Raw genomic sequence first — 11,692 nt, 5'->3', positions numbered from 1 at the left:
CCCGGACCGGCCGGTTTCCCACACCGTCGCCTCGGGCCGCCGGCCCGGCGGGCGTCCGCACGCCTCGGCCGGACCCACCGCCCGGCGGCAGGCCACCGGGCGGCGAGAACCGCCAGGCGGGTTACCGGGCCGGAGCGAGGCGCGCGAGCCGTACCGGGTCGGTGAGGATGTCGATCGTGGCGATCCGGCCGCCGCGGACCGTGAACGCGAGCAGGGCGACCGGCCGGCCGTCCTTCGTCTCGAGGATCCCGGCCACCCCGTTGACGAGCACGTGACGCGGCGCCCCGGCGTCGCGCGAGCCGATGATCGCCGACCTGGCGACGTCCGCCGCGCCGCGGGCGCGCCGCCCCGGCAGCGCGGGCCCCTCGTCGACACGGAGCTCGACGTCCGGATCGAGTACGGCGAGCAGGGCGTCGAAGTCGCCGCCCCGGGCCGCGGCGAGGAAGGCGTCGACCACGCGGCGCTGCTCGGCGAGGTCGGCGTCCGGGGCCGGGGCCGCGTCGCGCACCCGGATCCGGGCCCGGGAGGCGAGCTTCTTCGTGGTCGCCGGGGTACGGCCCACGATCGGCGCGATCTCGGCGAACGGCACGCCGAACATGTCGTGCAGCACGAACGCGAGGCGTTCCGGCGGGGAGAGCGTGTCGAGCACCACGAGCAGGGCGAGGCCGACCGAGTCGGCGAGCACCGCCGCGGGCTCCGGGTCGAGGCCGTCGGCCACGACCGGGTCGGGCAGCCGCACCTGCTGCAGCGGCTCCTCCCGCCGGGCGGCGCGCGACCGCAGCATGTCGAGGCAGATCCGGCCGACCACGGTGGTGAGCCAGCCGCCGAGGTTGTCGATCTCCGCCGCGTCCGAGCGGCTCAGCCGCAGCCACGCCTCCTGGACCGCGTCCTCCGCCTCGCTGAGCGAGCCCAGCATCCGGTAGGCCACCGCGGTCAGCCGCGGGCGGTGCTCGGCGAACCGGCCCGCGAGCAGCTCCTTCTCGTCCGTCGTCACCTTCATGGCTCCTGCTCCGTCATGGGAGAGACGAGCGCGGCACCGGGAGGGTGACCGCGGACCGAGCGTAGGAGTGGGGTACGACAATGCGAGCCGACATGGAAACCGGCCTCGGGCTGCGCGCGGCCGTATCCGGCCGGGTCCTGCTGCCGGGCGACGAGGGCTTCGCCGAGGCGGCCCGGCCGTGGAACCTGGCGGTCGAGCAGCCGGTCGCCGCGGTGGTGGAGGCCGCGGACGTGGACGACGTCGCCGCCGTGGTGCGGTACGCGCGCACGGCCGGGCGCGCGGTGGCCGCGCAGACGACCGGGCACAGCGCCGCGCCCGGCACGGACGGGGCGATCCTGCTGCGCACCCGCCGCCTCGACGAGGTCGTGGTACGGCCCGAGCGGCGGCTGGCCCGGGTGGGGGCGGGCGTGACCTGGGACCGGGTGCTGGCGGCGGCCACGCCGTACGGGCTGACCGGGCTCGCCGGGAGCTCGCCGGTGGTGGGCGTGACCGGATACACGCTCAGCGGCGGGCTGTCCTGGTTCGGCCGCCGGTACGGCTGGGCCGCGGACGCGGTGACCGCGTTCGAGGTGGTGGACGCCGACGGCGAGCGGGCCCGGGTGACCGCCGGGTCCGATCCGGAGCTGTTCTGGGCGCTGCGCGGCGGCGGGGGCGACTTCGCGATCGTCACCGCGATCGAGTTCGAACTGTTCCCGGCCCCGGCCCTGTACGGCGGGGCGATGGCGTGGCCGCTCGCCCGGGCGGACGAGGTGGCCGCCGCCTACCTGGAGGTCACCGCGCAGGCGCCGCCGGCCCTGTCGGCGTGGCTCGGCCGGCTGAACCTGCCGGGCGTGCCGCCCATGGTCACGGTGAGCGTCGCCTTCCTCGGCGAGGCCGACGAGGCGCGGGACCTGCTCAAGCCGCTCGACGCGATCGGCGGCCCGCTCCAGGACACCAGAGGGCCGCTCACCCCGGCCGAGCTCGGCGCGATCACCGGCGACCCCGTCGACCCGATGCCGAGCGCGTCCGGGGGCGAGCTGCTCACCGGGCTCGACGAGGCCGCGCTGCGGGTGCTGCTGCACGAGCCGATCGACCCGCTCGGCGGCGTGCAGATCCGGCACCTCGGCGGCGCGCTCGCCGAGGAGCGGCCGGACGGGGGCGCGTGCGGCGCGCTGGCCGAGCCGTACCTGCTGTACACGTTCGGCGCGGTGACCGGGCCGGACACCGCCGCGGCGATACGGGAGCGGCAGCGGCGGATCGCCGGCGACCTGGGCGGGCTCGTCACCGGGCGCAGGCCGTACATCTGCCTCGGGGCGGGCGAGACCGTGGCGCACACCTTCCCCGCCGCCACCCTCGACCGGCTGCGGCGGATCAAGCGGGAGCGCGACCCGCACGGGGTGTTCCTGGCGAACCACCCGGTGGCGCACTGACCGGACGGCCCTCCGGCGGCCGGGCCGTAACCCCGGGCCCGGGCGCCGGGCCGCGGGCGGCGCGGCCCCGGACTCGACCGCGCCACCTGACGTCCGGACATGGTCATTGTCAGTGTCGGTGTGCGGTGATACACAGGCCGCGTGGCCGAGATCATGTTGTTGCACTCCGCACTGGGATTGCGTCCGGGCGTGCACGCCGCCGCCGACATCCTCCGCGCGGCAGGGCACACCGTGGTGGTGCCCGACTACTACGACGGCGAGGTGTTCGACGAGGTCGAGGACGGGCTGCGCAAGCGCGACGCGCTCGGCGTCGAGGAGATCAGGCGGCGGGTGCGCCGGTTCGGCGAGTCCGTCGACCGTCCCGTGGTGTTCGCCGGGTTCTCCCTCGGGGCCGCCGCGGCCGGCACGCTCGCCGCGTCGCACCCGGCGGCCCGGGGCCTGATCCTCATGCACGGCGCGGTGGCGGACGACGCGCTGGCCGGCCCGTGGCCCGCCGGCGTGCCGGTCCAGGTGCACTACGGCGAGGGCGACCCGTGGGTGGAGCCCGCGACGGTCGCCGAGCTGGAGCGGCTCGTCACCGCCTCCGGCGCCGCGTTCGAGGTGCACACCTACCCGACCGACGCGCACCTGTTCGCCGATCCCGGCCTGCCCGACTACGACCCGTGCGCCGCCACCCTCATGTGGCAACGGGTAACGGAATTCCTTAAAAGAATTTCGGACTGAGATCACGATCGGAGAAAAGGCGACCACGTAACGCACACCCCAAAAACAGGGTATTGCCTTACTCTGGAACCTTACTTAAGCTCCACACTACCGGTGAAATCGACATCGACAACGGAAGGGGCGATCCGTGAAGATCGAGATCAAGAAGGTCGAGGAGGTCGAGACGACCGGTAACAGCAACAGCTGCTGACCTGGGCATGGGGCCGCCGCGCCCTCCGGCGGCCCCACCGTCCACCCCCTGAGAGCCGACCGAGATGCGGGTTCAGGTCAATCCTGCCTTCCCATTCTTCCTCGACGATTTGTCGGGCCGGGCCAGGCTTGGCGACTTTCCCCCGACCGGGCAAATTCTGGAGCCTGTCGAGCCGCCGTTGCGCGATTTACTGCGGCTGTGCGCGACGGGCCCGCGCGAGCGCGCGGAACTGTACGGGCGCGTCGCGGGCGCCTCCCCGGAGGAGATCGACGCGGCCGTGGATCGGCTGCTCGCCGCCCGGATCCTGGTGCGGGAGAGCGACACCGCGCGGCTCATCGCGGACGAGCGGCGCTCCCGCCAGGCGCTGTTCCTGTCGATGTTCCACCCGGCCGAGCGGGTCGAGGAGGCCCTGCGCGCGCTCGCCCGGCTCACCGTGGCGGTGCTCGGCGTCGGCGCGATCGGCGGCGCGGTCGCGGTGCAGCTCGCCACCGCCGGGGTGCGTACCCTGCGCCTCGTCGACGACGACCACGTCGAGCCGTCGAACCTGCACCGCCAGCACCTCTACACCACGGGCGACGTCGGCACCCCCAAGGTCGCCGCCGCCGCCCGGCGGCTGCGCGAGCACGAGCCGGAGGCGGCGATCGACCCGGTGCCGCGCCGCCTGAGCTCGGCCGCCGACGTCGCCGAGGTGATCAAGGGCGCGGACCTCGTGGTGAACACGGTCGACACCCCGCAGCCGCACATCCGCCGCTGGGTCAACCGGGCCTGCGTCGAGGCGGGCGTGCCGTTCGTCACCGGCGGGTTCAACCAGCACATGGGCCTGGTCGGCCCGCTCGTCGTCCCCGGGGAGACCGCCTGCCTCGCCTGCCAGGAGCGTGAGCTCGCCGAACGGTACGGCAGGGCCACGCTGCCCACCCCGGAGAACGCCGGCCGGATCATCCCGGCGTTCGCCCCGCTGTGCGTGATCGTCTCCGGCATGCTCGCCGCGGAGATCATCCGGTGGGCGACGCGCACCGGCCCGCCCGCGATCCTCGGCCGCACGGTCTACCTCGACCTGCTCACCCTCACCACCACCGCCCGGGAGTTCACCCGCGCGGCCGACTGCGAGGTCTGCCGGTGACCCGACCCGACCTGTCCTTCCTCAGCGTCGTCCGGGACGGCCCCGACGACTACGTGATCGGCAACGGCGAGACGTTCGTCAACGTGCCCGCGATCGCCGCCGACGTGATCGCCCTGCTCGACGGCACCCGCACCGTCGACGAGGTGCGCGCCGAGATCCACCGCACCCGCGGCGTCGACGTGGACGTGGCCGACTTCGTGGCCGGCCTCGACGCGGCCGGGCTGCTCCGCCCGCCGCAACGCCCGCCGAACCTGTGGGACCGCATCTCCCCCGCCACGGCCCGGCCGTTCTTCTCGACGGCCGCGAACGTGCTCATCGGCCTGGTCGCCTGCGGCGCGCTCGCCGCGGTGATCGCCCGGCCGGAGATCATCCCGTCGTACGACGAGATCGTCTGGGCGGACAGCCTCGCGTTCACCCTCTCCTTCGCCGTCGGCTCCTGGCTGCTCGTGTTCGTGCACGAGTTCAGCCACATCCTCGCCGCCCGCTCCCTCGGCGTGCGCGCCGAGCTGTCGCTCGGCACCCGGCTGCAGTTCCTCGTCGTGCAGACCCGGGTCACCGGCATCTGGCAGACGCCCCGCCGCTCCCGGTACCGGGTGCACCTCGCCGGGATGCGCACCGACTTCCTGCTGGTGTGCGCCTGCCTGTGCGCGCTCTACTTCACCGGCAACGACGTCGTCCGGCTGGTGATGCTGATCTGCCTGTCGCAGATCGTCTGGCAGTTCCTCTTCTTCATGCGGACCGACGTCTACTTCGCGTACGCCAACCTCACCGGCAACAAGAACCTGATGGACGACGCGCAGACCTACCTGCGCGCCCGGCTCGCCCGGCGGCCCGCCCCGAAGGTCCCGGCGAGCGTGCGCCGGTACGCCTGGTTCCTCGTCGTCGGCCGCGTCCTCGGCCTCGGCTTCTTCGCGGGCTACACCGTGCCGCTCACCGTGGTCACCTGCGCCCGCGCCCTCGACGAGATCGCCGCCGCCCCGGGCGTGCCCGCGGGCCCGGTGGCGACCCTCGCCATCATCACCCTCGGCTGGGCCCTCTACCTCTACGTCTTCGTCAGCCGCCGCATCCGGTCCCGCCGCGCCGCACCCGCCCCGGCGGCCGCGGCGGGCTGAGCCGTACCGGGGCCGCGGTCAGGGCCGCCGGGCCGCGAGCCGGTGCTCGGCGAGCGCGGCCACGTCGACCTCGTCGAGGCTGCTGACGACGAGGTCGGCCCGGGCGGCGGCGAGCAGCGCGCGGTCGCCGGCCCGGGCGACGGCGAGCGCGGCCATGCCGCCGGCCTTCGCCGCCCGCACCCCGCTCACCGCGTCCTCCACCACGAAGCAGTGCTCCGGCGGCACGCCGAGCTCGGCGGCGGAGACGAGGAAGATCTCCGGGTCCGGCTTGCCGTGGGCGAGGTCCCGGCCGGACAGGTCGGCGGCGAACAGGTCGTACAGCGTCATGCCCGGCCGGACGAAGTCGTGGCCGAGCCGCTCCCGCTCGGCGAACGTGTCGACGCGGATGCGCTTGAGGAACCGGTCGGCGTTCTTCGACGAGGAGGCCGCCGCCATCGGGATGCCCGCCGCGCGTACGGCGAGCACGAACCGGATCGCGTCGGGGAACGCGGTGAACTCGCCGGCCTCGATGAACCCGACGATGAGCCGCTGTTTGCGGTCCGCGTAGACCTTCGCCCGGCCGGCCGCGTCCGGCACCCGGAAGTGCTCCAGCGCGCCCAGCGCGCCGCTCATCCGCGGCCTGCCGGAGATCACCCGCTGGTATACCTCGGAAGTGAACGCCTCCGGCGACCAGGTGGTCCGGTCCCGGATGTCCGCCCACTCGCCCTCCATCAGCTCGCGCAGCGCCTGCCGCCAGGCGCGCTCGTGCGGCGAGTCGACGAGCACCCCGTCGACGTCGAAGATCGCTCCTTGGAACCCCGTGGTAGCCATTCGCCTTGCTCATCCCCTTCGTCGCGGACGGCTCGCGGGTACGGCGGGCGCGGGCGGCCGGTCCCCGGTCCGCTACCCTGGCCCGTCCGGTCCCAGGCCGCGCCGGCCCGCCGTACCTCTCCGGCACTCCTCAGGTCACCAGGCCGTTGCGGTAGGCGTAGACGACCGCCTGCACCCGGTCGCGCAGGTCGAGCTTGGTGAGGATGCGCGACACGTACGTCTTCACGGTCTCCTGGCTGATCACCAGGGTGTCCGCGATCTCGCTGTTCGACAGGCCCTCGGCGATGAGGCGCAGCACCTCCAGCTCGCGCGGGGTGAGCGGCGGCTCGGCCGCGGGCCGCTCGGCGGGCCGGATGCGGGAGGCGAACCTGCCGACGAGCCGCCGGGTCACCTCGGGCGCGAGCAGCGCGGCGCCCGACGCGACGGTGCGGATGCCGTGCAGCAGGTGCGCGGGCGGGGCGTCCTTGAGCAGGAAGCCGCTCGCGCCCGCGCGCAGCGCCTCGTACACGTACTCGTCGAGGTTGAACGTGGTCACCACGAGCACCTTGACCGGATCCGGCACGCCCGCCCCGGCGAGCCGCCGGGTCGCCTCGATGCCGTCGAGCCCCGGCATGCGCACGTCCATGATCACCAGGTCCGGGCGCAGCCGCCGGGCGAGCTCGACCGCGGTGTGGCCGTCCCCGCACTCGCCTGCCACCTCCATGTCGGGCTGCGCGTCGATGATCGTGGCGAACCCGGTGCGGATCAGCGGCTGGTCGTCGCAGACCAGGACGCGGATCGGCTCGGTCACGACGCCCCGCCCACGGGGATCCGGGCCCGTACGGCGAAGCCGCCGCCGGCCGCCGGCCCGGCGTCGAAGTCGCCGCCGAGCGCCTCGACCCGCTCCCGGAGCCCGGCGAGGCCGCGCCCGCCGCCAGGCGGGGAGGCGCTCCGGGTACCGGAGCCGTCGTTGGTGACCTCCACGGTGATCTCCTTCTCGCCGTAGCGCACGCGGACCCCGGTACGGCTGCCGTGCGCGTACTTCAGGGCGTTCGTCAGCGCCTCCTGCACGACCCTATAGGCCACGTGCTCGGCGCTTCCGGCGATTTCGGCGGGTTTGCCGTCCTCGACGAGCTCGACCGGCTGCCCGGCCCGCCGGATGCGCTCGACGAGCGCGGCAAGCTCGCCGAGCGACGGCATCCGGTCGGGGGCGTCGTGGCCGGGGTTGAGCAGGTCGAGCAGCCGCCGCAGGTCGGCGACGGCCCGCCGCCCGGTGTCGGTGATCGCGTCCAGGGCCGCGTCGAGCCGGTCGGGCGAGGCGGTGAGGTACCGGGCCGCCTCGGCCTGCACCACCATCGCGGTCACGTGGTGGGTCACCACGTCGTGCAGCTCGCGGGCGATCCGGGTGCGCTCGGCGGCCCGGGTCGCCTCGGCGACGCGGCGGCGGCGTTCCGCCTCGGCGGCCCTGGTGGAGCGCAGCCACGCCCCGATCCCCCAGAACAGCGCCAGCGCCAGGTAGAACGTGACGAACTCGCTCGGCTCCTCGGCGCCCGGGTGGAGCCGGTCGAGCGCGACCACGAGCGGCACGTACGCCGCGGAGAGCGCGAGCACGGCGGCGAGCCGGTGGCGTCCGAGGTGGGCGCCCGCGCTGAGCAGCGCGATCGGCAGCGCGGTGCCCGTCGGCGTGTGGTAGCCGAGCAGCTGGTCGGCGGCGAAGCCGATCACCACGAGGGCGAGGGAGATCGCGGGCCACCGGCGGCGTACGGCGAGCGGGGCGGCCTGCAGCACGATCACCGCGACGGCGAGCATGTCGTACGGCCGGGCCGGGGCCTCGATGATGCGCGTGCCGGATCCCTGGAAGCCCGGGAGGAACGAGGTGGCGGCGAGCAGCAGCGCCAGCGGAGCGTCCCGGACCGTGACGTCGAGCCGCCGCCACCGGTCCGGGATCCGTCGGATGTCGATCACCGGGCGACCGTAACGCTCTCGGCGGCCGTCGCGCGGCCCTTGCGGGGGATCAGGTTCCCGCGCCGGTGGGCGAGCCACAGGAACGCGACCGTGAGCAGCAGGCCGGACAGCACCGCGAACGGGCTCGCCTCCGGGCCGAAGGCGCCGCCGGTGAGCAGGGCCGGGCCGGACGTCACGCCGTCCAGCAGCCCCTGGTTCTCGCCGGTGCCGGAGACCACGGTGCCGAAGATCCCGGCCGCGGCGTAGTTCCAGCCGAAGTGCACGCCGATCGGCACCCACAGGTTGCGCGTGGCCACGTACGCCGCGGCGAGCATGCCGCCGGCCTCGATCGCGACGGCGGTCGCGCCCCACAGGTTCGCGTCCGGGTTGGGCAGGTGCATCAGCCCGAAGGCGACCGCGGTCAGCCCCATCGCCCACCACGTGCCGAGGCGTTCCTCGACGATGCGGAACAGCACGCCGCGGAAGGCCAGCTCCTCCCAGGTCGCGGCGGCGGCCATGAACCCGACGAGCGCCACCGCGCCCGCCACCGAGCCCATGCCGTCGACCCGGTAGTACCCGAGCGACGCAAGGCACAGGACGACCGTCCCGAACATCCCGGCGCCGACGAGCAGCCCGCGGGCGAGCGCCCCGGCGGCGCCCCTCGCCGCCACCTCCTCCGCCGCGCGCCGCTCCGTCCGCCGCACCGCGAGGGCGTACCCGAGAACCAGCACCACGGCGGTCCCGACCCCGGCGACCAGGGTGGCGGGCGCGCTCCCCTCCACCGCACCCGTGACCAGGCCACCGAGAAACGCGACCGCCACCACGGCCGCGAGCTGCACCACCAGTCGCATGACGACTCCTTGACAGGGGGATCCGGCTACGTCGACGACGCTACGGATCCGCCGCCCGCGAGTCGTCACCACGCGGTGGACATTCGCCGGTAGCTCTCCCGGGGGACAAGGCGCTCAGGCGATGGCGGCCCTCCAGCGGCCACGCCGCAGGTGGATCGTCCCGTCCGGGGTGATGCGGACGCGCGCGCCGTACAACGGCAGCGAGCCGTGCTCCAGCCAGTGGTCGCGCGCCCGGTCGAGCACGTCCCACAGACGGCGCGGGCCGCCCTGGTGCACGACACCGGGCTCGTTGCCGGTCTGGACGGCCCTCGCCCACGAGCCGTCCTCGTGCACCATCAGCAGGGTCCGGGTGTCGCCCTCCTCGCGGAAGTCGTACACGATGCCGGGCGCGAGGATCTCCACCATCGAGCGCAGCTCCCAGGCGTTCTCCTCGACGTCGATCACCGGGTACCGCGCCGTCCCGACCTGCTCTCCCTCGGCGGTACGCGCCGTCTCCAGCAGCGCGTCCAGCCCCGGCGGATAGTCGGCGCCGCTCCTGGTGCGCATGAACATCGCCCAGTCCCGCTCGACCTGTCCCACGGCGCCGCCGTCGTCGGTGGCGACGGCGGACACGATCAGCGACGTGCCGGTGATGGTCGTCACCAGCCGGCCGCCGGGGTTGAGCGCGGCGAGCCAGGAGGCGGGAATCGGCCGCACCGACACCATGGCCACGATCCGGTCGTACGTTCCCGGGAGCGGCCCGGTGGCGTCCACCGTCACGACGTGCGGGTGCAGCCCGAGCTCGCCCAGCCGCCGGGCGGCGATCGCGGTTATGTAGTCGTCCACGTCGACGCTCGTCACCCGCTCGTCGCCGAGCAGATGACACAGCAGGGCCGTGCCGTACCCGGAGCCGGTCCCGACATCGAGCACGGTGTCCTTCTCGCCGATCCTGGCGTGCCGGTACATCTGCAGCACCAGGCTCGGCAGCGTGCCGGACGAGGTGGGCCGCCCCCTCGGCTCGTCGCCGACCTTGGCGTGGTCGGCGTGGAACGTGCCGACCCTCGTCACCAGCGTCCGATCCCGGTAGGCCGCCTCCAGCCACGCCTCCTCGTCGGCCGCCCCCTGCCGCAGCTCCCACCGGCCGCCCCGCCACGCCCACCATGCGGGCACGAGCAGGTGACGCGGGGTCTTCTCGACAGGCTCCCGCCACCGCGAGCCCGGATGGGTGACCTGCTCGGCGAGCGCCTGTGCATAGGGTCGCCAGTCCATGACGCCACGTCTGCTGTCTGCTCCGCCGAGCGCTGGTAGATCAGGATTCGGGGACGATGACGGTCTTGCCGGGCAGGCGGCCCTGCTCGGCGAGGGCGTGGATCTGGGGCAGCTCCGGCAGCGGGCGGCGGTCGGCGACGTGGACGTGCAGGTCGCCGGAGTCGACGCGGGCGACGAGGGTCGCCAGCTGGGTGGCGTCGCTGCGGACGAGGGTCTGCACGGTCCGCCGACCGGGGACGGCGTGGGCGACCGCGGGGGTGGTGACGTTGACCAGGATGCCGTCGTCGGTCACGAGGGTCGCCAGTCGGGCGAGCCCCTCCGGGGTGGTGGGCACGAGGTTGAGCACGACGTCGAACCGCCGCCCGGCCGCCTCCACCACCGGGGTGGCGGTGTGGTCGATGACGCGGGCCACGCCGTACCGGCGGACGCGGTCGGCGCTGCGCGGGCTCGCGGTCGCGGTGACCTCCGCCCCTGCCCGGTGCGCGAGCTGGACCGCGTACCCGCCGACCGCGCCGCCCGCGCCGTTGACGAGGATGGACCGCCCGGGCGTCAGCCCCGCGTCCTCGAACAACGCCTGCCAGGCGGTGAGGCCGACGACGGGCAGGGCCGCGGCGTCGGCGAGATCGATGGTCTTCGGGGCCGCGGTGAGCACGTTCGCCGGGGCGAGCACGTACTCGGCGGCGGCGCCGGGCGCGATCGCGGGCAGGAAGGCCACGACCCGCTCCCCCGGGCTCCAGCCGGACACCTCCGGCCCGGCCTCGGCGACGGTCCCCGCGAGATCGAGACCCGGCACGTGGGGCAGGGTGAGCGGCATCGTCATCCGCATGAGTCCGGCCCGGATCGCGATGTCGATGGGGTTGAACGAGGTGGCGGCGACCCGCACCAGCACCTGCCCCGGCCCGGGGACCGGCCGGTCGACCTCCTCGTAGCGCAGGACGCCGCTGTCGCCGTACTCGTGGAAGCGCACCGCCTTCATGCCGAGTCCTCTCTGCGAACGCTTCGCGGTCGAAACACCTCGAACGGTAGGCGCCACGAAATCCCGAGGACGGCGAATGGCCCGTACCTGCCGACATCCGCATGCGCCGGATCCGAGGCGCTTAGGATCGGATGAACGGCCGGCGAGCGGACCGACGACCGCCTCGCCCACACGGAGGCCGCCAGCCCGCTGCGGTACACCGCGGGCGGCGAGGCCGGGACGCCGGGTCGGTGGCCGCATTTGAGTATGGCGTCGCGGGTCCGCGAGCAAGAGCCTCGTCCGTGACGACCTGGCTCGCCCACGATGCGCGGCTTGGCAACACGGAAAGCG

General features: G+C 74.4%; 11 protein-coding genes. 4 read left to right on the top strand and 7 right to left on the bottom strand.

Going from position 1 to position 11,692, the window contains the following annotated elements; translation table 11 throughout:
* Positions 1 to 121 precede the first annotated feature (121 nt).
* Entirely contained in the window at positions 122 to 1,000 is an 879-nt protein-coding gene (locus FHX40_RS00370) for a sigma-70 family RNA polymerase sigma factor (RefSeq protein ID WP_142257742.1), read from the bottom strand.
* 92 nt (positions 1,001 to 1,092) lie between these two features.
* Here FHX40_RS00370 and FHX40_RS00365 point away from each other — a divergent pair, with 92 nt between their 5' ends.
* The 4 genes from FHX40_RS00365 (at position 1,093) to FHX40_RS00350 (ending at position 5,554) form a co-directional block, all read left to right on the top strand.
* Positions 1,093 to 2,409, top strand: coding sequence for an FAD-binding oxidoreductase (locus FHX40_RS00365; protein ID WP_142257741.1), 1,317 nt, complete (start codon positions 1,093 to 1,095; stop codon positions 2,407 to 2,409).
* Between the two features lie 141 nt (positions 2,410 to 2,550).
* The gene (locus tag FHX40_RS00360; RefSeq protein ID WP_142257740.1) at positions 2,551 to 3,132 is read left to right on the top strand and encodes a dienelactone hydrolase family protein; all 582 of its coding nucleotides are present in this window, start codon (positions 2,551 to 2,553) and stop codon (positions 3,130 to 3,132) included.
* 368 nt (positions 3,133 to 3,500) lie between these two features.
* On the top strand, positions 3,501 to 4,442 hold the full coding sequence (locus FHX40_RS00355) for a TOMM precursor leader peptide-binding protein (RefSeq protein ID WP_170198663.1): 942 nt from the start codon (positions 3,501 to 3,503) through the stop codon (positions 4,440 to 4,442).
* Entirely contained in the window at positions 4,439 to 5,554 is a 1,116-nt protein-coding gene (locus tag FHX40_RS00350; protein ID WP_142257738.1) for a hypothetical protein, read from the top strand. Before FHX40_RS00355 ends, FHX40_RS00350 begins: the two co-directional genes overlap by 4 nt.
* Positions 5,555 to 5,572: 18 nt before the next feature.
* Here FHX40_RS00350 and FHX40_RS00345 read toward each other — a convergent pair whose 3' ends face one another.
* The 6 genes from FHX40_RS00345 to FHX40_RS00320 all read right to left on the bottom strand — a co-directional run bounded on the left by FHX40_RS00345 (position 5,573) and on the right by FHX40_RS00320 (position 11,362).
* Positions 5,573 to 6,364: an HAD family hydrolase gene (locus FHX40_RS00345; protein ID WP_142257737.1), complete on the bottom strand. Its 792-nt coding sequence runs from the start codon at positions 6,362 to 6,364 to the stop codon at positions 5,573 to 5,575.
* A 130-nt stretch (positions 6,365 to 6,494) separates the two neighbouring features.
* A complete protein-coding gene (locus FHX40_RS00340; protein WP_142257736.1) occupies positions 6,495 to 7,154 on the bottom strand; it encodes a response regulator in 660 nt (219 codons plus the stop codon).
* Positions 7,151 to 8,308, bottom strand: a complete 1,158-nt coding sequence (locus FHX40_RS00335) for a sensor histidine kinase (RefSeq protein ID WP_142257735.1) — start codon at positions 8,306 to 8,308, stop codon at positions 7,151 to 7,153. Before FHX40_RS00335 ends, FHX40_RS00340 begins: the two co-directional genes overlap by 4 nt.
* Positions 8,305 to 9,138, bottom strand: coding sequence for a CPBP family intramembrane glutamic endopeptidase (locus tag FHX40_RS00330; protein WP_170198662.1), 834 nt, complete (start codon positions 9,136 to 9,138; stop codon positions 8,305 to 8,307). Before FHX40_RS00330 ends, FHX40_RS00335 begins: the two co-directional genes overlap by 4 nt.
* A gap of 114 nt (positions 9,139 to 9,252) precedes the next feature.
* The gene (locus FHX40_RS00325) at positions 9,253 to 10,386 is read right to left on the bottom strand and encodes a methyltransferase domain-containing protein (RefSeq protein WP_142257734.1); all 1,134 of its coding nucleotides are present in this window, start codon (positions 10,384 to 10,386) and stop codon (positions 9,253 to 9,255) included.
* Between the two features lie 40 nt (positions 10,387 to 10,426).
* Positions 10,427 to 11,362 carry an NADP-dependent oxidoreductase gene (locus tag FHX40_RS00320; RefSeq protein WP_142257733.1) on the bottom strand — a complete coding sequence of 312 codons (936 nt, stop codon included), beginning with the start codon at positions 11,360 to 11,362 and terminating at the stop codon, positions 10,427 to 10,429.
* Between the last annotated feature and the right edge of the window lie 330 nt (positions 11,363 to 11,692).

Source organism: Thermopolyspora flexuosa, assembly GCF_006716785.1.
In the GTDB taxonomy this organism is placed as follows: Bacteria; Actinomycetota; Actinomycetes; order Streptosporangiales; family Streptosporangiaceae; genus Thermopolyspora; species Thermopolyspora flexuosa.
Note: the sequence above shows the minus strand (reverse complement) of the source record. Positions and strands in the feature narration are given on the sequence as shown.